The following is a 22,094-nucleotide window of genomic DNA, read 5'->3' on the forward strand; positions in this document are numbered from 1 at the left end:
GCAGTTCGGAGCGATAGCGATGAAATGTGTACATTATCGGATGTAATCCGTCAACCGATGTGACGCGATTCGTAGCATAGCGGAGAATTGCGTCACATCATCGTATTTTACGAAGTAAAATATAGTTTAGTTCTACAAAATTACTACCAAACATACAACAATTGTTTAACAACAAATTACGGTTTTACGTAAAAAAAACCTCGCTAAAATCGATTTTAAATAGGTTGTTATTTATACTATTTTTTGTTTTTGTACCAAAATTGGAGTTGTGTAACTGTTTCCAAATGCTTATTTGATTAATTCTATTTCATTTTCATCAAACCATTTTAACTTCAACAAATTTGTTTTTAGTTGCTCTGGTTGGTCTGTGTAAGCAACAATTGCTAGACTTTTTTTTGCTCTACTACATGCCACATAGAAAAGTCTTGATGTACGATCTATTCCAGTTTCTTTTCCTACCGCAATATTATCTTTATCTCCTTTTGTTAACTCTTTTATTCCAAAAAGTTTGTCATAACTAAACATAAACCCTCTAGATTCTTCATCATCAACTATTACCATTACTCTTTCGAATTCCAAACCTTTAACGCCTTGATGTGTACCGAAGTTAGAACTGTCAGATATGTAATCATTATAATTAATTATTTCGACAAAATTAGCATCAAGAGCTAAATCCCAAGCCAATAATGCTTCATCATCATTTTCATTTTCTTCTTCACCTTCGCTTTTTAACCTTTCAATAGAAATTTTAAGTTCGTTTGGAATATTGAAAATTCCTGTTTTGAAAACCTCTAAGATTATTTCTTTTAAAGTTGGCTGATTATTATTTTCCCATAGTTTTAATAATTTATCGACATTAGTTTTAGCATTATTTAGAATTGCTTTTTTATCTGTTTCTTTAATTATATATTGTTTATCGAATGTTGGTGAATCACGCTTTACGATATTGAAGATTTCAAATTTATCCCCTTCTTTATGGGCATTATATAAAGGCAAAATTGTCTTTGTAAAGAAGTTAACAGGAGATAGAGTTCCTTCTAATAAACCTTGCTTTAATCTGTCAACATTATATAGTGGGGTGAAAAAGTTCTCAAACCCCATTCTTATAGCTGCCATATGATGCTCTAGTGTAAGAGCTTTTACTGGAACTTCATTTTTATCTTTCGGAATTGATTTGTCAATCCATTTTTTGTCGCCTGTAAAAACAGCCATTTTATGTTTAATTGATTCTTCAGTCTCTATTTTATTTATACCGCGATTAACTATGAATAATTTAACTGTGCCTCCAGTATTTTCAACACGAGATAATTGTTGTTGTTCATCAATATCCTTTCTTATTTTATTGTTCAATTCAATAATTCTAGATTTTGACCTGTGATTCATTTGCTTTATTGGTTTTATCCAATCTTCAGGTAAGTCTTCACCAAGTCTTTCTTTACCATCACTATATATACGTTGCATAGTATCACCAAACAATCCCAACATAAATGAATTTTTATATTGAGATTGAACTATAAATAAAGCCTCAATTAAATCTTTTTTGGTATCTTGACTTTCATCAATTAATACAATTGGATACTTGTTAATCAAAATTTGTTTAAATAAATCTTTCGACGTTAGAAATGAACATGCAATAGAAATAACTTCAGAGTGATTTAATGATGCTTTCGTGTAATTATCACCATTTGGATTATATACAAATTTAGAAATAGATAGTAAAGCGATTAATCGTTTTTTCTTCGATTCTAATTTTTTTCTATTCGAGATGGCTGTTTTATTATTAAGATCTCGTGCTCTTGACAATTTATCTTCAATATCTATTATGGATTCATCTAAATCTTGCTTAATCCATTTTTTTATATCTGTTGTAAAGTTTTTAATTAACTCCCAACAGAAACTATGTATTGTACTGACTTCAAATATTGAATCATACGATAGTCTATGATTAATTTCATCAGCTGCTGCATTTGTATAAGTAATTATTGCAATTTTTTTATTGCGTATTTTATAATCATAACCGTATGATTCTTTAAATTTAGTTAATACATTAACCAAGGTTCTTGTTTTCCCAGAACCAGCTCCTGCAAAAAGGAAAAAACTTTTTAATGATTTTGGATTTAAACAGTTGAAAATATCTTCGTCAACTTTTATATCAATATCGTTGTTTTCTGCTATCATTTTAATGGAATTCCTTATTCAACAATATTTTTTATTGGCTGTAAAAAATTCACCAACCAATCTAAACCTTCTTTTATATATGTTGGTACATTTAACTCTTCAGGAGCTTCAAGATACATTATGTCAAGTGCAAATTCAGCCTTCTTTACACCACTACTGTTTATAGCTTCATAAGCCTTTGTAGCCGAATTGATAATATTAGGTTCATTAACAGCTTGAACCATCTTTTTTAATAAACCTGAAGTTGCTTTAAGAGCTTTAAATTTTTCAATATTTTCTAATACAAGAGCATCTTCAAATGTATATGGATAAACTTTTACTCCTACGATATCAACTTCCGTTTGATAGGCAACTCTAATAGGATAATCTTTTAATAGCTTATCCTCTAACTTTAGACTGATTAAATCATCAATATTAGTTAAATTGGGATTCCAATTTTTTAAAGTATCATTATTAGTAATTTGCTTTACACCTGTTTTTGGTTGACATTTCTTATATTTTTCCTTTGAAGGTTTTTCCGAATTATCCGTATATTTTTCTTGTGAATCAAGGTCTGTGATTATTAAAGTAGCTAAACCTAATTTTTCTATAAGTGGTTTTAACCTATGAGCATGACTTCCTCCAATTTCTAAAATAGTTATATAACAACTATCAAGAACTTTATGGTGATTTTTTATAAAATGTGGTATAAGCATTCTTTCTGCTGGACCTTCAACTAAAATAGCTGCATCTGCAAAAAATAAATCATTGTGTGTTGTATTTAGGTACCTTATTACAAATTTTTCAGTTTCTTTTTCTTTTTTAATGGTAGAATCAAACACAGATTTTAAACTCAATACATCTGTAGTAGGTGTTGAATTAGCAGTATTATTTCTTTTAAAGTATCTTAAACTTTCAAATTTTTGATGAGCTATATAACTAGAATGTGTACTGATTACTAATTGTGTAGTAAACTCTTTATTTTTACCTAAATTTTCATGATTTCTTAATATTTCATACGCTTTCTTTATAAAAACTTGTTGTACTTGTGCATGTAAATGAGCTTCTGGTTCCTCAATTAGTACTAAGTGAATTGGTTCTATAATATCATCATTTTCAAATGTCTTTTTACCTTTCCTCATCCATTCATCGCGGTATCCAATCAATTTAAAAACGATAGAAATTAAGTTCTGATAGCCAAGTCCATTGTATTTTTCTGGTAAGGATAATCCTTCTAATAAATTATACCTTACTGCTGATTCATGATCTAGTCCATCAGTGGCTTTAATAAGAGATGATAATGTAATTTGGGGATTTCCAAAACCAGGATAATTTAAAACTTCTAATTCTTTAAGAGGTGCTTTAAAACTTGAAGTTAAGTTTTTATCAAAAGTATTTTGAGCATCATTTAATTTTTCAATTGCTACTAGATCTTGTTCATTAGGGTCATTTGATGGATTTAAATGGCTTTCATAATATGAACGAAGTTGAGAAGATAATGATTTAGTACCATTTAAATCTGGATTGTCAGAATTTGCGTCACTAAATCCCCGTTGAGCATTTATCGTACTTATTTTAATTAGTCCATTTAGAGGATTTCCATCAAGTTCGATATTTTTGTCTGAAATGCTTTGTTCCTCGTCATGTTTTTCTGGGTCTAATAGATATGATTTTACCTCAAATAAAGTATTCAATTTCTTTTCGCAAAACTGCCAAAAATCTGCAGGCCAAAGCTCTATATTTTTACCTGCCTTTGTTGTTAAGTCTACAACTTTTTTTCTCGCAAGTACATATTCTTCAACTAATAATTCTAAGTTTTTTGGCTGTAAAATAAGTCTTAAACCTATTAAACCTCCACTCCAATCTAATGTCGGAATTATATGACTTACGTATCTTAACTCTGAAATATCAACATTAAACCACAAATCTAGCGAAGGTAAATGAGGCTCTAGCATTTTATTTTTTTTTTCTTCCTCTTCTAGTGTTTCTGTAGTAACCCAATTTTCAGCAATTTTTTTTAACTCAGTCCAATTTGTAATAGTAAAATCTTGAGTCTTAAATTGTTTACGTCCAAGGAAAGTTATAAGCGCATCCATAGCAGTAGTTTTTCCACTATTGTTTGCACCAACAAATATTGTTTCTTTATCGGAAAACTCAATTTTACAATTTTTAAGTTTTCTAAAATTTTTGATTCTTACAAAGTCAATTTTCATGGTTTATTTTAAATGAGTAGTGTTGGTAGCATTTCCCATAACATCGTAATTTACAAAGTAAATGATAGAAAAGTTTCGTTAAATACCTATATCTGCTCTTCCGTTATATTATTCCAAACATACAACAACCATTTCACAATAAATTACGGTTTCACGTAAAAAAAACAAAAACCTCGCTTAAAAAGGTTTAAACGAGGTCATATATTCTGTTTTTACTGTAAATTGGAGTTGTGCAACAGTTACACATGTTACATGCTGGCGCTTTTATAGAAATCTAATTTGTAAGTTCAATTTGAAATAAAGTTTATCATTTTCTTTATAAATACTTCCGAAATCGTGTCTCGAGCTACTTGCAGTTTCAAACTTTGTATTTGAATAAAGATAATCTTCAAACTCGTTTCGGTTATAAATATGATAACACAAAACTTCGCCATCTTCTTTTACAACTAGATATCCTCCAGTTGCATCAAGTTGTCCAGTCCAAACTTTTGATGGCATCATCCCAAGTGCAATATCCGTTATAAATCGTTTGAATTTATATTTGTAAAAAGGATGATTATTCTCTAAATCAAAGTTCAAAGGATTTGTTTCTGTAACACAATTTATTAGTTCGATGCTTTTTGATAAGCTGGAAGTAAAGAATTTTTTAAGTGTTTCCGAAACGATTTTTGGTAATGCAGAATCAATTAAAATTAAATTATTTCCAAAAATTGAACTTTCGGTTTTAATAAAACTCAAAGAACCACCTAATGAATAAATTTCTTCAATTCTATCTTTGATTTTACTTCTTGTATCAATTGAATTTATCGAATTAATTTGTTCTTCAGATAAATTTATGTTTTTGATTTCGTATATGAAATTAGTAGTTTTTCCAGCATTTAATAAAGTAGAAGCTCCACCTAATTGTGATTTTATACTAAAACCTAATTCGGGATTCGTTCCAGTTCTTTGGTCGTGAATAACAATTTTAATATCGCTTTTTACTGAAGATTTAGCTTTAATTGATTGACTTTGGTATGAATTAATAAATGCTTCAATTTCAGGAATTGAAAAAGTAGCATTTGTTTTTTCTTTTAATTTTTGTAAGAGCAAACTTGCATTTTCTTGAAAATTTGAGATTGAAATTCTAAATTCTTCTTCTTCATTTTTAATTAAAACAATATCATTTTCATATGAAAACTCGAAAGTTCCATTTGACTCATCTCTTAAAACTTTAATAATTGGAAATATTAATGATTCAATTTTATTTAAATCACTATCTCCAGCAAATAATTGTTTATCAGCAATAATTTTAAGAAGCGCATAAACTTCGCTCCATTCCCCTTTATTTCCAGTTATCATTTAGTTTTCAGCATTAGTTTAATAATTTCGTTAGCAGTTGCTTGAATAGCTGGTACGGCAACGGAGTTGCCGAACTGCTTGTAAGCTGATGCGTCAGCAACTGGAATGATATAATTATCTGGAAAACCTTGTAATCTAGCCCATTCTCTTGGAGTCATTTTACGGATGCCTTCACGATTTACTTCTCCTTTGATTTTTGTTGTCGGAGTGAAATCAGTAATTCTATGGTCTAAAACTAAATTTCTTTCACGTCCCATTCCTCCACAAACAACAGCGTTTGCTGTTTGATTATCTTTGATAATCTCGTAACCAAAACCATTTCCTTTGTTTTCGTGTCTTGCTTTATGATTAACAAGCGTTTGAAGATATTGAGTTGATAAATAATATTTAGTTTCAACAACATTCTCTTCTTTCACGTCTGCGAAAGTTGCATTTTGATTCGTTGGTTTTGGGTAATTGAAATTATCAACGCACGAATCTGGATGAAAACCAACAATATAGATACGTTCTCTATTTTGTGGAACGCCAAAATCTTTAGCATTAACGATTTGAGGTTCTGGAACAAAATACCCTAAATCGTTTCGTAAAACATTTAAAATTGTTTCTAAAGTTTTCCCTTTATCGTGGCTTCTAAGACCTTTTACATTTTCTAAAAAAAATGCTTTTGGTTGTTTTAGTTTGATAATTTCAGCTACATCGAAAAATAATGTTCCTCTTGTATCTTCAAATCCTCCACGTTTACCAGCAATTGAAAACGCTTGACAAGGAAAACCTGCGCAAAGGACATCGAATCTGTCTGGAATATATTGTTTAGTTTCTTCTTTTGTAATATCACCAAATGGAGTTTCACCAAAATTAGCACGATATGTTTTTTGTGCTTGTTTATCCCATTCGCTTGTAAAAACACATTTCCCTCCGAGATTTTGTAATGCTAATCGGAAACCTCCAATTCCAGCAAATAAATCTATAAACTTGAATTTGGGATTTTCTATAGGTTGAAATGGAACATTTTCATTGTTGAAAAGCTCTAATTGAAAATTACTTTCAGTTACATAATTTGCGTAATCTTCAGAAACGTAATTTTTTAAAATTTCGTTGGTATATTCGATTGCATCACTTTTATAAAATTGTGACACTCCGTTTTTATTGTTATGAAGATAATGGGTTATCACAGCATCTTTAACATCAAAGTCAACGATAGGATTTTTTCTATCGTTTCTAATTTTCTCAAGTGATATTTTTTCCAAAACTTTCATTAATTCAATTTCTCTATAATTGATTGCAATTTACAAAAAATAACCGATGATTTTCAGATTAGGGATTTATGCGCAAAGTTTGGATGCGCTTGCATGTAACGTTCTGGATATTGGTGATGCAGGGAAAATCGAAGCCGAAACTTTCAATTTTGCACTGAGGCTAGACAAAACGAATTTTATGAGTTGAATTTATATCGTTTTGGAGGTGATAGAAGTAGAAACATTGAATTTAGCACTTTAGCCTCTCCTTTGGCAATATCTTGTTATCTAAAGTTTTTAATATTTTAGAAAGGTAAATCATCATCATCTGGTTCACTTTGAATCAGTGACTTATCAAATTTAAATTCTAATTGATCTTGGTTTTCCAAAATCCAATTTTCACCTGATTCACTTAATTTACATGCAATATACTCTTGTCCATTATTCCATTCATCTTGATACATAAATGTTTCAATTAGTTTCATTTTTTCAAGCGTTCTTATCCCAACACTCGTCGCAATGTCAGTATATCCCGATTTATTCATTTGAGATTTTAGATTGTATACAGAAATTGAATCGTTCTTGGATATTGTACTCTCTGTAATAAGTATTAGCAAAGCTAGTTCGTGACTTTTTAGTCCTTTTACTTCTTGAAGAGGAATTTGTTGTAGTGTTTCTACTGCCTTATTCTTATGTTCTGTAGCTTTAATTTTAGCAGTTATTCTTTTAGCCAAGTCAGTAAAATCACTTGGTGAACCAGTTTTATATGTTATTATAAATCTGTGTTGAATGTCAAATGGAAATTTGCCAGCTCTTTCTTCAGAGCAAACCATGATAATATTTTTACCACAAGCAAAGGCATACCCTAATTCATACCATACATTTGGATTATCTGTAGAAATTTCTGCAAAACAAAAATCACATTCTCGTATTTTAGTCTCTATATTTTCAATTGGGATTGTTACACTATTATCTTTATCAACTCTATAAGCTTCATATCCTGCTTCCTTAATTGCAGGTTCAAAAATATCTTTATATCTTTTATCAAATTTATCTCCATCAAATGGCTGGATTACAAAACATGTTTTCATTTGTGTGGTTGTTTTTATAAATTGCTGGTATAATTTTTTTTACGAAACTACTATAGCATTAGCTTCGTATAAATAACAAATATATAAATTAATCTAATTTATAACCATTATTGTATAAATAAACAAAGACTTCTAATAGAAGCCCTTTCTTTAATTAATTTAATGTGTTTACGTATAAATAAAAAACTCAGGTGAACTTTTAACCTAAAATCTAAAACCTGAGTAATAAATGAACGTCATGCCTATGACTTATATTCATTTCGAATTTAAGATTTTTATTTTAAACTAACCGTTTTTTTAATTATTTAATATCTTTTACTTTTTTCACAAACTCCTCGTAAGTTTCAGATTTTTCATTGTCCCAGTTTGTTGGTTCTATTAAATCATAAATACTTACTCTTAGTAATTTTGCAATCTCAATTAGTTCTTCTAGAGAAGGTTGTCTTTTATTATTTCTCCATAATGAAATAGTAGATTCAGACTTACCAATAAATTTTGCTATGACTCTATTTTGAATTTTTTTCTCTGTAAATACAATATCTAGTCTATTTATTTTCATAATAATAAAAACTTTTTAATAAAAGTTTTGCGTTTAACGTAAAACTTTATATATTTGTTATAATAATTAAGCGACATAAAACATTAGCTAAGTTTATCTTAGCTCAATAATGTCTCTCATGAAAGAAAACCGCTAAATTCCACATGAGATGATATGGGTTCGCCAACTTCTATTAGATTTTACTATTTTTGTAATATATCTAATAGGGCGAACTTCATGTAAATCTTTGTGGAACTATAACGAAAGTTATAGTGGTTCTTAGCGGTACCTCTTTCAAAGTATTGAAGTTCGTCCTTATTTCTTCTATACTTTATTGAAAGACAATCGCTCTTAAAACCCAACACAAAATGAGAACGAAACAATTCATTCGTAAAAAACCGCCAGACAAAGTCTGATTGTTTTTTCAATTCTTTTAAAGAACAAACCTCCGTATTTATAGCATTTTTAAAACACGGATCGTAAAGCAAAGGTTCCCCTTTCTTTACATGCTCTCTATCAGAGCCTCGGTAAGGAGACTTTGAAAGCATTCGTTTTATCTTTTTTATTCGCACACTAAATGTAAAGCGTTTCATGTCATTTTCCAAATTTATTGGGCTCTGCTACCTATTATTTAGATGTGAGACGTGAGATTTTAGTATTGAGAGGATTGTGTTATGTAAAAAGTACAGATTAGATGTTAGATGTTAGAATTGAGATTTTAGAGTTGTACTATGTAAAAAGTACAATGTAGTATGTATTTAAGATTAAGAACGAGATTCTTCGACAGGCTAAGAATGACAAAATCTGTTGTTTAAAAGTGGATTTGAGTATAGAAACGGGAATTAAAAATCCGACGATTTAGAATCGAAATGTAATTCAACTCTAAATTATTGGAATAGAAAAGTTGGAGTGTTTGAGTGGAGCGAGTTGCCAACTTTATGGAAATAATTTATTTAGTTGAATCATTGAGAGACTACTGTCGGCATCTTTTTTTGTTTCGTTTTTTTGGATGAGCAAAAAAATGAAAGGGAGAGAATTTTCAACAAGCTAAGAATACCAACGAGAAGAGATTCTGAGACAAGCCCAGAATGACAAAATTTGTTGATAAAAATGAATTTGATTATTAATAAGAAAAAAAGCGTTAAGCGTATCACGTCAAACGTAATAAAAACCCCTTTCCCAAAAACAAAGTTGGCGCGATGTACAGGAAAAGGAGTGGCTTTTAAAACTAATGTTGAATTAAACAAACTTATGTAAAATTATGAAAGAGTAAACAGATTCACACTCTATCCCCCGAAGACGCCTTAAGAAGAAAGTAAATGATCTTCATAAAATGTATTAGTGTTAATTTTTTTCATTTATTAATGTATTTTTTAAAACTGTTGGAGGGGGATATTTTTAGGAGGAATATAGGATAAACAGGCGCGAATGCGCGCGAAAATAGATTCTGCACTTCGAGTGCCTCAGTGCCCGTATTAAAAGTGATAACGAATTTTAATTAAAAAAAGAATGAAAAACCGGCATTAAAACACTCACGTTAAGAAAATGGTTGAATGGAGCGTTAAAAAGGTTTTAGCCCGTAGGGTTTGTAAAATCTTTAGTGGAATGAGAACATTTTTAGTAGAGAGGTTTACGGCCAAGCGTTTTTTGTTTCGTTTTTTGCGCTCAAAAAATGAAAAAGAAGAGATTCTTCGACAGGCTTAGAATGACAAAATCCGTAAAACGTTAAGTGTAAAACTTAATAAAACCTATGTTTCTATTGTGGTTAAAGATAGAATTGATAAAAAACACGTAAAACGTTAAGCGTATCACGTAAAACGTAAAAAAACCCCTTTCCCAAAAACAAAGTTGGCGCGATGTACTGGAAAAGGAGTGGCTTTTAAAACTAATGTTGAATTTTAAAAACGATGTAAAATTATGAAAATATTTTACTTTAAACTCAATAGGCATACAATAAGTGTGCTATTGGGATTGGTTTGTGCTACACCCCTATTTGCACAAACAGGAAAAACCGTGACTGGAACGGTGAAAGATCATAACCATTTGCTCTCTGGCGTGATCGTAACAGAAGAAGGTACACAGAATAGTGTGCGAACTGATGCAAATGGATACTATGCGTTGATCTTACAACAAGACAATGCTAAGCTAATTTTTGAGCAATTGGATTTCCCTATTCGTGAAGAAGAGGTGCTGAATAGAAGCGTGATAAATGTAAGCTTCACAAAAGAAGACGACGAAATTCAGCTGAAAGATGTCGTGATAAATGCAGGATACTATGCTGTAAAAGACAAAGAACGAACGGGGTCTATAGCACGTGTAACGGCAAAGGAAATAGAGAATCAGCCCGTGAATAATGTCCTTTCGGCTATGCAAGGTCGTATGGCCGGAGTAAGTATAGTACAAAATTCTGGGGTTGCTGGTGGTGGTTACGATATACAAATACGCGGACGTAATAGCTTGAGAAGTTTTGCACTAAATAATACATACGAAGCTAATTCTCCTCTATATGTTATAGATGGTGTTATCATCAACAATCAAAAAGAATATCGTTCTAATTTATCCTCTGCTATTCTACCCTATCAAGATAGTAATCCGTTAAACTTTTTGAACCCGTCTGATGTAGAAAGCATAGAAGTACTGAAAGATGCTGATGCAACGGCTATCTATGGATCACGTGGTGCAAATGGTGTAGTATTAATCACTACTAAGAAAGGGAAAAATACTAAAACGACCATTCAGTTTTCAAACTCGTATACCATAGGCGAAATAGCTGACTTACCAAAAATGATGTCTACTACTGAATATATGGAAATGAGGAAACAGGCATTTGTAAATGATGGAATTTCTACTTATCCTACAAATGCTTATGATATAAATGGAACATGGGATCCTAATCAATCTACCAATTGGCAAAAATATTTTGTTGGAGGAAAGTCTTTTCGTACTTCAAACGAGTTAAGATTATCGGGCGGTAATGAGCTCACTCAATTCATGATAAGTGGTGGACACAACGAAGAAACGACTATTTTTCCTGGTGATTACAGATACAAAAAGACTAAAATGAGTCTTAATCTTTCTCATCAAAGTGCTAATCGACGACTGAAACTGAATTTTACTGGATTCTATACACTTCAAAATAATTTTTTACCTCCTACCGATTTTATGCGAATCTATCAGTCTCTTGCTCCAAATGCACCTGACCTATATGATAAAAATGGACAAATAAATTGGGAAAATAATACGTTTGCTAATCCTATAGCTGCAGCAGAACAAACTTATAAATCAAATCAAAATCAACTATTAAGTCAATTTAGTTTTGATTATCAAATTATAAAAGGGTTAAATGTACATGTAAATAGTGGTTACACTACAGATATAGTTAACGAGCGAATGATATACCCTAAAACAATGTACAACCCAACATTAGACATAGGCAGTGAGCGTTCTGCCCTATCCACCTCTACTGTACAACAAACAAATTGGATAATAGAACCGCAAATAAATTACCAAAAAAAATGGAATGAACATCGAATAGAAGCATTAATAGGTACAACGTTTCAACATACATCTTCAGATTATTTGATGTTATACGGATCTAATTTTTCTACCGACGAGTTAATAGAAAACATGGGGGCAGCAGCTAACGTAAAAATAAATAGAGATGCTTCTTCTATTTATCGGTATACTGCTATTTATGGTCGATTGAATTATCAATACACTAATCGGTATTATTTAAATTTAACTGGACGACGTGATGGATCGAGCAGATTTGGACCTTCTAATCGATTTGCAAATTTTGGTGCAATTGGTGCAGCTTGGCTTTTTTCTAATGAGAGTTTTCTTATAGACCAATCTTGGTTGAGTTTTGGTAAATTGAGAGGAAGCTACGGAACTGCTGGTAGTGATAATATAGGGAATTATCAGTTTTATGACACTTATTCTAATACAGGTATTAATTATAATGGTTTGCAAGGTTTAACTCCAAGTAGATTGTATAATTCGAAATATGGTTGGGAAATTACCAGAAAATTCGAAGCAGCTCTTGAATTAGGTTTTTTACGAGATCGCTTGCAGTTTACTGCTGCTTATTATCGTAATCGATCAGGAAATCAATTGGTAGGTATTCCACTCCCTGGAACAACAGGTTTTACATCTGTACAAGCTAATTTGAATGCTGTTATTCAAAATACTGGAATAGAAATAACGATAGCTGCAAAACCTATTCAAAAAACAAACTTTCAATGGGAAACCTCTTTTAATTTTAGTGTTCCTCAAAATAAATTATTATCATTTCCTGATTTAGAAGCATCAACTTATGCTTCTACATTAGAAGTTGGAAAGTCTATTACCTTAAAAAAAATGTATCATTATTTAGGTGTAGACCCAACTACTGGCGTATATCAGTTTGAAGATGTAAACGGTGATGGAAAATTAGATATGAATGATCGTACAATTGTAAAAGAATTAGGAATAAAATGGTACGGTGGTTTTGTAAATACTTTTCGAATTAAAAACTTTCAATTTGATATACTAACACAGCTTTCTTCACAAACACGTGAGAATAGTATTGCTAGTACCAACACACTAGGTTTGATGGGGAATTATAGTACCGAATTTTTAGATTATTGGACACCTACGAATACCGATGCTCGATATCAGAAACCTACAAGTGGAGCAAATAGCCAACTAAATACAGCTGCATCTAATTATAGATTAAGTGATGCAAGTGTTATGGATTCGTATTATATCCGTCTAAAAAATGTACAAATCAGCTATAATCTTCCCAAAACAACCTTTAAACATTTGAAAGGTACTTTGTTTTTTCAAGGTCAAAATTTGTGGACATGGACCAATTATAAAGGTCTTGATCCTGAGTTTAATTTATCAGGCTATACGCCTGCTCTACGTACATGGTCTATCGGGTTTAACTTAATATATTAATCATGAAAAAAATAATAATTTTATTACTTATAATTCCTTTTTCGAGTTGCGAAAAGTTTATTGAACTAGATCTACCTCAAGACCAAATTACACAAGAGACGGTTTTTAAAGATGGTAAATTAGTTCGTTCTGCTCTTGCTGGTCTTTATAATTCATTAAAAACAGATGGCTTTCTATCTGGTGGTTCTTCTGGAGGAGGTGTATATTTTGGTTGTTATACAGATGAATTGATTTCCTATCAAATGGCTAATAGTGTATTGGATCAGTTCTATAAATTAAATATTCGACCAGAATCTAGTGCTGTAACAGCTTTGTGGCAAAAAACATATAATCAAATTTATCAAACAAATCGTATAATAGAAGGAATTGAAAGATCGACTTTGATTGAGATTAATTTAGCAAATCAATTGAAGGGTGAGGCTCTTTTTATGAGAGGGTTGCTGCACTTATATTTGGTACAAACTTTTGGAGAAATACCGTATGTAACAACAAGTGATTATACCATTTCCCAACATGTATCAAAAGATAAAATAGTTGATATTTATAATAAAATTGAAACTGATGTATTAACAGCTAAAAGTTTATTAGCAACAAATACTGCCATAGGCACACGCTTTATCCCTTCTAAAGAAGCAGCTCAACTAATCTTATCTCGTTTATATTTGAATCAAAAAAGATGGGATGATGTTATAAAAATAACAGATGATCTTGCTCAAAACACATCTTTCCAATTGCAACAAGATATAAGCAAAGCTTATCTAAAAGATAATTCATCTACTATTTGGCAATTATCCCCTACATCTACAACAGCTACTACGTACGAAGCTAATATACATTACTTGCGTTCTGCTCCTCCTTATAATATTTCTTTGCAACCAGAACTTGTGAATTCTTTTACAACTGATGATTTGCGTCTAAAAAATTGGATTGGGTCAATTAATGACGCTAGCGGTAAAAAATATTACTATGCTTCTAAATACAAACAATATTCTACTGTAAATGGACAAAATGAATATTCAATTATTTTACGTAGCGAGGAGGTTATTCTTAACAGAGCAGAAGCCTATATACAGAAAGAAGAGCTAACTAAAGGTTTGAGTGAATTGAATATAATTGCATCAAGAGCAGGATTAGCAGCTATTCAAATGGATTCAAAAGAAAACTTACTAAATAGAATTTTACAGGAACGTCAGCATGAATTGTTTACTGAGTTTGGCGCTCGTTTTTTTGACTTGAAAAGATACAGTCGATTAGATGAAACAATGATCAACCTTAAGCCACAATGGAAATCGGCATTTGTATTATTACCACTTCCTGAAAGTGAACTTTTATTAAATACTAATTTATATCCACAAAATTATGGTTATTAAATTCAATGTAAAAATACTTCTTTTTCTATTGGTTTTAATTATTCAGCTGTTTAGTCAATTATCTAATGCGCAAACTATAGATGAATTTAACACAGCTTATGAAAACTATTATACTACATTGCTAAAAACAAAAAGTCCAAATTTAGACTGGGTAATAGTAAGCCATTTGAATGCTATGGGAGATACTGAAAATGAATTAATTTCAGTAAAAAAAGGAATAAAACCAAGAATTTTACCACAAGCGAACTCCATCAGTTTTGCAAGTGATTCTACTATTATTTATAAATTACCTAATGAAACCGTTGTGTTTGAGAATTTATATTCATTGAAAAATAAAGAGTTTCATACAATTGAAAGTATTATTAATTTTCCATCAAGACAGACTACTATTTTAAAACCATTGGATAAAACAGAATTGATTGTTGTGGATAAAAATGGTAAAATAAAACATCATTTATTCAATATAGAGTCGAATCGAATTGACTATAAAACCGAACGGCTTTATTATATTCAAAATAACAGTTGGCATGTATTAAACCTTAAAGAAAACACGACGCAAACAGTTAATAATATTCCTAAAGTAGATTGGATTTATAATAATGACACGAATTGGTTTGGACTGAAAGAAGTTGGAAATTCATTACATTTTTTCCGAAAGAAACAAAATTCATTAAACGTAACAGAATCTATTATAGATCCCCCTGAGCATTGTTTTTTTGATAAAAGTTTAATACAAACTATTGAAATTAGAGAGAATAGATACATTTTATTCAAATTAAAATTAGATAGTAACAAACAAAATTTAGCTGAGATTTCATATACTAATCGTCTAAATAGTAAATCATCTTCCTATCTTCAATTGGGGATATACGATATCGTTGAAAATAAATGGACATGGAAACCTCAACTTTCAACTCCTTTTCAACTTCAAAAATTTGTTTCTGAACAAGGTGAATTCATTGTATATGACATGGGCTTAAATAAAATTGATACATTGGTAAATAAAAAATTACCAATACAATTCGTAAGAAATTATGGAAATAAAACTCAGTCAATAGCCAATAAATATGTATCAGAAAACAATTTCTATTATGATGTTAATACAGATTATATACTGTTTTTTGAAGATGGAAAATGGAAGAGTGAGTCATTACAAACACATCAGATTAGAATAGCACCTTTTAATCCTGAAGTAATATTAGCAGATGGACTTTATAATAACTTATCTGATAGACCAAAAGCTAAAATTACACCAACTTCAGAAAAGGGTATTTTTATTGTGAAATCTGAATATGATTTATACAGTTGGGATATCTTTAAAAACAAAGTACAGCTGTTAACGAATGGAGCTGCTGATCATATAAATTATGAGCTGAAAGCACAACCTCTGTGGATTTTAGGGGAATCATTATGGGGGAGTAGTTTTCATCGTCCTATAGATTTGAAAAAGCCACTTTTGGTAAGAGGAATTTCAATGAAAGATTATACCACTAGTTTGGGAGTCATAACAGGAAATAAATTGAAAATTATTGCACAATCTGATTTTACAATCAAAGATTTTGAAGACAATAAAAGAGCGGTGTATACAACTACAGGATTTAATAATCCTTTAAAAATATATGAAATAAGAGAAAAGAAGCCTCATTTAATTTATGAAAGTCAAGGTAATAAGGATGGTAAACGACCAATATTAAAAAAAGAGCTTTTACATTATACAATAAATGGTGAAGACTTGAATGCTTTTCTATATTATCCCAAAAACTATGATGCAAAAAAGAAATATCCAATGATTGTACGTGTCTATGAGAAAATAACTTTTCATAATAGGGAAGATAGTATTCCACATTTGATGGATTTAATTGGTTTTAATATGATACATTATATCTTGAATGACTATTTTGTCTTATTACCAGATTTGTCTTACAAAGAGAACGATTCTCAAGAAACTACAATTAAAAGTATTGAAAAAATAATAAATCAAGTTTCCCAAATACCTCAAATTGAGTCTAACCACATTGCTATAGTAGGACAATCTTTTGGTGGTTACGAAGCAGCCTTGTTTATGGGAAAAACCAATCTATTTGAAACAGCACTAATAGGTGTTCCTATCGTTGATATTCCTAGAAAATACTTAAGCGAATTTAAGATATACAACTATAACCAAGCAGATTATGCTAGAGAAGAACGTCAACAAACACGGATGAACAGTAGTTTATTTGACAATTGGCAAGGTTATTTGGAAGCTTCCCCTATTTACCATGTAAAAAAAGTACAAAAACCAATTTTACTTTGGGGTGGCGCTGATGATCCAAATGTCTTATCGGATCAAGTTCGTTCTTTTTTCTACGGTCTTACTCGCCTTAATAAAAAAGCTATTTACTTAAATTATGTAAATGAAGGACATAATATAATTGAAAAAGCTAAACGTCAAGACTTAAATTACAAAGCATGGCAATGGATGGAACATTTTTTAAAAGGAAAACCCGCTGCTGATTGGATTAAACCATTGTTGGAAAATTAAGATACAAATAATTTTAAGTTCGAAAACTTTAATAATAAAGATAGCTCCCAAAGGGAGCTATTTTTCTATGGTTTGTATAAAATTGTACTACACGTATTAAATTCACCAGGATTATTTAAGTCAAAAACTTGTTGTCCTGTTGGTAAATCATTCAAGGTACATATTTCATTACCTTCTGTATTACACATTCTAACTTGTTCACAACTTTTTAATTCCGTATTGTAAATATAACCAGGAACACTGACTAATTTTGATTCGTTTTGCTTTGCTTGGTTTGTAGCAAAAGCTGCACCAGTCCCCATCATAATGATGACAGCTGGTAAAATGATTTGTTTGAAATTTGTTTTCATTTTGTATAATTTTAATGTGGTGCCTACGTTATCAGGTTTCGGCAATCCTGCCTCTATTCGTCAATAGAGGGTGTATGCATACGTTTATATTTTATGAGTAAATTATCTTGTAAAACATAGAAATATTTAGAAGTTATCCATATTTCTCTTATATTTTCTTTACCTTCTTCTGGAATAGTGAAACTATAGACATATTGATTTGTGAGATAGTGATATACATCAATTATACGCTTGTCTTTTCTACTATCATGTGGATCTAACTTAGCTTGACTGTTGGAGTCATTGTATAAATAACCATTATATGCTATTTGCATAATATTCATCTTTAATGGTGGTTTATCCATTTTTGTTGTACCATCTTTTAACTTTATGAGAGATAGTTTAGCTTTTGATATCGTATCAATTGTTTTTCCCCTTCCATAATCTTGTAAATCAAAATCGATTATTCGATATTCATTTCTATAGAAATAAGTATAAATTATTTTTTTTGTTATTGGATCAACAGCAAAAGAACCATCTGTATCAAAAACTCCATCAATTTGTTTTTCAAGTATCTTTGTATTAGAAGTTAATTTAATAGGATTAGTAAACAATAAACCTAAAATATTTTCTCTTGTCATTATACTTTGTCCTCTAAAAACAAAACGATGAGGTTCAACCATTTCTATCTTAGAAAAAAGTGATTTCTGATCATATGTTTTTATTGCTTTTTTATCTGGTAGTACACCTTCAAAAATAACAGGAACATGACCATCAGTAAGACTAAATGAAGGATAATCAACATGTAAAATAATCTCCTGAAAAGGAAGTGTCATATCATCAATTTTTAAAGTATCTATTAAAACATTTACGAAATTAGGATAAATAGTTCCCAATATGAGAGGAGCATTCTTTTCTCCTAAAAATAGGGTATCTCCTTTAGATCCTGCAAAATAAAATCCATTTGAAGGTAATAATATTTTGTCCTGAAAATTTACTGCATATGGAATGTACCGTCGAATAAAAGGATTTTCTATTTTCATTTTTTTTTCGGACATGAGAAATAATCCAACTACACTAATAATGGATGAAAAAGAAACACCTAACAATAATTTAATAATTGCTATTTTTTTATAATTTGATGAATATATAAATATTCCAATTATAGAAAATATTACAAAAACAAGATTAAATAGAATATGATTTTCCCATGATAATTTCTCTAAAATACCGCCACAGGAACATGGAATGAAATCGCTGTAATTTAATATCAGATAAATATAGACTGTAAATGCTATCATTAATCCGAACGAAGCATAAAGCCCAATTAATCGCCATCTTTTATAACATAGCAGTAATGCAATCACTATTTCCACAATAATAACTGCATAAGAAATAAATCCTGCATAAGCACTAAGTAATGGTGATTGAGCCAATTGAATTTGAAAATTCTCAAAATCCATCAGCTTGCTTACCGCCGCATAAATAAACAACACAATAAATAGGTAGCAGATGAGTGTTTGTATAAATGGATCGTATTTTCTCATCTTAATGTGTTTTAGGGTTTAAAGTGAACTACTCACCTCCTTCTTCAGTACGTTTGATATAAGGATCTTTGTCTTTTGGTGGATCAGCTTCTTCTTGAATAGAATCAGCAGTAACGATACTATCCAATTCAATATGTAAATCTGATTCGCGTTTTTGTTCTACAACAGATAAACCAGCTGACCTTAATTGTTCTTCTTCTTCCTGTTCTATACATTGATAAAATAAGAAACTAATGATGCTAATGAATAAATAAGTTTTTGTTTTCATAGTGGTGTTTTTTAGGATTATTTATATTCTTAGCTTAAAATTAGAAGGCATAATGATTAAAACAATAAAGAAGCACGTCAAAAACATAAACACTATGTTGATTTTATAAAAGTGTTAACTGTAATCGTTTATGTTATTAATAAACAATAAATTACCAAATGTTAATTTTTTAATTTACTATGAAAAAAATATCCTAACACGCTGTATAAATGGGTGAAATTTATAAATTCATACATTTCATGGAGTAATCGATTAGTGATTTGTGAGAATTTACAAACCTAATTCGATTAAAATAAGTAACTTACACGAAAATCTACTACTGTTTTCATCTAAAAAAAACAATACTTATGAAAACATCTGTACCCCTTCTAATTGGATTTTTATGGCTTATTTTCAACATCGAAAATGTCTATGCAATTGATCAATTAAGCACACAAACAAATGATTTTCTAGTTCAGAGAATTGATTCATTTCAAACCGATAAGAACAATCCCGAAGTTTGGAAGTACATTAATGCTTATATCCTAAAGGCTAAGATTAGTAATGATGGCGAAACATTGTGCTATGGTTACAAAGAAGCTATTTACTATACACAGGATTATTCAACCAAATTAAAATATGCTGATAGTGCGATAGTTGTTGCTCAACAGACAAGGAATAATGATTTGATTGTTCAAAGTTTTCTTTCGAAAGGATTGGTTCATTATCAGTTCAAGAAATTTCAACCAGCCTTAACGAATTATTTATGGGCTGAAAAGAAATTGAATAAGAAATCATCCAACTATTTAACGCATAAAGTCCTTTTTAATGTTGCTTTAATTAAATTTCAATTAAAACAGTTTAGTGAAGCGGAACTATTGTTTCAGAAATGCATTATTTACTTTGAAAATAATAGTTCAGATGTCAATCACCAAGCTTATTATTTAAATAGCCTTTATTATTCTGTTCAAATTTTACAGGCTCAACATAAATACACCGAAGCTAATCAACTTAATCATATAGGTTTGAAATTGAGTCAAGATTCGCAAAACGACTATTTTATTCATTATTTTACTTATTTAAAAGGAATTCAATTCTATTTAGAAAAAGAGTATCAACAATCAATAACCACGCTAACAAATGAATTAGATCATTTGAAAAATCACCACGATTCTAATACACTGAGTTTGGCTTATTTTTATATTGGTAAATCTTACGAGGCAATAAATGAAGTACAAAAAGCAATTATATATTTTGAAAAAATAGATCAACTTTTTAATGAATATGATTTTTTAGATAGCGATGTTCGTGCTGCTTACGATGCCTTAATCCATAATTCTGAAAATAATCGTAATTACCCAAATCAATTGTATTATATCAATCAGTTATTAAAATTAGATCATTTGACTCAGCAAAATACAGTAAAGCTATCTCCCGTTCTCCAAAAAGAATATGATGAAAAAGAACTATTGAAGTTGAAGAAAAATGTTGAATTCAAAATCACCATCTACCCTATCTTGATAGCTTTTGTCATCATTTTATGTTCAATCGGAGTTTTGTATAGTTACAAACGTTTTTTCAAACAGCTTACGATAGATAAAAAGAAAGAAAAAGAACCTCCTATTGTTGAGATTCCTGCTGAAGTTGTAAATCATATTTTGAATCAGCTGAATGATTTTGAAATGAATCACTTATTTGTACAGAAAACTTTAACCTTAGCTCAATTAGCAAAATCATTTAAAACCAATTCTGCATATTTATCAAAGATTATTAATTCAGAAAAAGGAACTAATTTTTCAAATTACATCAATCGACTTCGAATAAATTATGTTCTTCATCTCCTAATGGATTCAGATCAGTATCATCAACATTCAATTGGTGACTTAGCAGAATTAGTAGGTTTTTCATCTTCTCGCCAATTTTCGAATGTATTCTTTCAAGTAACCTCATTTCGCCCTTATGAATATATGAAACAATTGAAATTCAATTTGAACAAAAACAATTAAAAAGAAAAACGTAAACAACATTTTCATCTCTAAGTAGTAGCAGGATACTCCCAACATAAAGGCAAGATGAAGGCAACATAGTGGCAGTAGAATGTATGTAAACGATTTTTGAATTGAGATGTAAGAATTGTAGTATGTAAAAAGTAGTATGTATTTAAGATTAAGAATGAGGTTCTGATCATAATTTACGATAATAAGAAGATAATTATTTTATTACGTTCATTTTTTTTCTTGATAAAAAAAACGAACCAAAAAAATTCAAGTCTGTGCTTACAAGTCGGTCAATAATGGCTACTCGCTAAATGCTTTAAATCATTCGCATATGAAATGCGAACAGTAAATCATTTTTAACGCTCTTTACGCCGAATTGACACTCGACTTTTCAGCAATGACGAGTTTAGAATCGAAATGATAACGAATTTTAATATAGAAAAAGGATGTAGAAACTGGCATTAAAACTCTCACGTTAAGAAAATGGTTGAATGCAACGTTAAAAAGATTTTAGCCCGTAGGGTTTGTAAAATCTTTAGTGGAATGAAAACATTTTTAGTAGAGAGG

General features: G+C 30.2%; 13 protein-coding genes. 4 read left to right on the forward strand and 9 right to left on the reverse strand.

What is annotated here, in order from left to right; translation table 11 throughout:
- Positions 1-288 precede the first annotated feature (288 nt).
- The 6 genes from AC2I98_RS03575 to AC2I98_RS03600 all read right to left on the reverse strand — a co-directional run bounded on the left by AC2I98_RS03575 (position 289) and on the right by AC2I98_RS03600 (position 8,596).
- Positions 289-2,178, reverse strand: a complete 1,890-nt coding sequence (locus tag AC2I98_RS03575) for a UvrD-helicase domain-containing protein (RefSeq protein WP_486413259.1) — start codon at positions 2,176-2,178, stop codon at positions 289-291.
- Positions 2,179-2,192: 14 nt separating this feature from the next.
- A complete protein-coding gene (locus tag AC2I98_RS03580) occupies positions 2,193-4,370 on the reverse strand; it encodes an ATP-dependent endonuclease (RefSeq protein ID WP_486413260.1) in 2,178 nt (725 codons plus the stop codon).
- 264 nt (positions 4,371-4,634) lie between these two features.
- The gene (locus tag AC2I98_RS03585; RefSeq protein WP_486413261.1) at positions 4,635-5,711 is read right to left on the reverse strand and encodes an HpaII family restriction endonuclease; all 1,077 of its coding nucleotides are present in this window, start codon (positions 5,709-5,711) and stop codon (positions 4,635-4,637) included.
- Positions 5,708-6,847, reverse strand: a complete 1,140-nt coding sequence (locus tag AC2I98_RS03590; RefSeq protein WP_486413262.1) for a DNA cytosine methyltransferase — start codon at positions 6,845-6,847, stop codon at positions 5,708-5,710. The genes AC2I98_RS03585 and AC2I98_RS03590 overlap by 4 nt, the downstream gene beginning before the upstream one ends.
- Before the next feature lie 404 nt (positions 6,848-7,251).
- On the reverse strand, positions 7,252-8,037 hold the full coding sequence (locus tag AC2I98_RS03595; RefSeq protein WP_280051882.1) for a hypothetical protein: 786 nt from the start codon (positions 8,035-8,037) through the stop codon (positions 7,252-7,254).
- A 301-nt stretch (positions 8,038-8,338) separates the two neighbouring features.
- Positions 8,339-8,596 carry a helix-turn-helix transcriptional regulator gene (locus AC2I98_RS03600; RefSeq protein ID WP_280050212.1) on the reverse strand — a complete coding sequence of 86 codons (258 nt, stop codon included), beginning with the start codon at positions 8,594-8,596 and terminating at the stop codon, positions 8,339-8,341.
- A 1,896-nt stretch (positions 8,597-10,492) separates the two neighbouring features.
- Here AC2I98_RS03600 and AC2I98_RS03605 point away from each other — a divergent pair.
- Genes AC2I98_RS03605 through AC2I98_RS03615 form a run of 3 tightly spaced genes read left to right on the forward strand, consistent with a single transcriptional unit; the run spans position 10,493 to position 17,407 of the window.
- On the forward strand, positions 10,493-13,516 hold the full coding sequence (locus tag AC2I98_RS03605) for a SusC/RagA family TonB-linked outer membrane protein (RefSeq protein WP_486413263.1): 3,024 nt from the start codon (positions 10,493-10,495) through the stop codon (positions 13,514-13,516).
- Positions 13,517-13,518: 2 nt separating this feature from the next.
- Positions 13,519-14,886, forward strand: a complete 1,368-nt coding sequence (locus AC2I98_RS03610) for a RagB/SusD family nutrient uptake outer membrane protein (protein ID WP_486413264.1) — start codon at positions 13,519-13,521, stop codon at positions 14,884-14,886.
- Complete coding sequence (locus AC2I98_RS03615) at positions 14,876-17,407, forward strand: alpha/beta hydrolase family protein (RefSeq protein ID WP_486413265.1); 2,532 nt, start codon at positions 14,876-14,878, stop codon at positions 17,405-17,407. The genes AC2I98_RS03610 and AC2I98_RS03615 overlap by 11 nt, the downstream gene beginning before the upstream one ends.
- 65 nt (positions 17,408-17,472) lie before the next feature.
- Here AC2I98_RS03615 and AC2I98_RS03620 read toward each other — a convergent pair whose 3' ends face one another.
- The 3 genes from AC2I98_RS03620 to AC2I98_RS03630 are packed head-to-tail and all read right to left on the reverse strand — an operon-like array spanning position 17,473 to position 19,551.
- Positions 17,473-17,757, reverse strand: coding sequence for a DUF6520 family protein (locus tag AC2I98_RS03620; protein WP_291095869.1), 285 nt, complete (start codon positions 17,755-17,757; stop codon positions 17,473-17,475).
- Positions 17,758-17,810: 53 nt separating this feature from the next.
- Positions 17,811-19,283 (reverse strand): DoxX family protein, encoded by a 1,473-nt coding sequence (locus AC2I98_RS03625; RefSeq protein ID WP_486413266.1) that lies wholly within the window; start codon positions 19,281-19,283, stop codon positions 17,811-17,813.
- A 28-nt stretch (positions 19,284-19,311) separates the two neighbouring features.
- The gene (locus tag AC2I98_RS03630; RefSeq protein ID WP_486413267.1) at positions 19,312-19,551 is read right to left on the reverse strand and encodes a hypothetical protein; all 240 of its coding nucleotides are present in this window, start codon (positions 19,549-19,551) and stop codon (positions 19,312-19,314) included.
- A 347-nt stretch (positions 19,552-19,898) separates the two neighbouring features.
- On the opposite strand from AC2I98_RS03630, the gene AC2I98_RS03635 reads away from it, so the two are divergent.
- On the forward strand, positions 19,899-21,536 hold the full coding sequence (locus tag AC2I98_RS03635; protein WP_486413268.1) for a helix-turn-helix domain-containing protein: 1,638 nt from the start codon (positions 19,899-19,901) through the stop codon (positions 21,534-21,536).
- Positions 21,537-22,094 lie beyond the last annotated feature (558 nt).

The sequence above is a fragment of the Empedobacter sp. EJD.6dd genome, assembly GCF_057369435.1.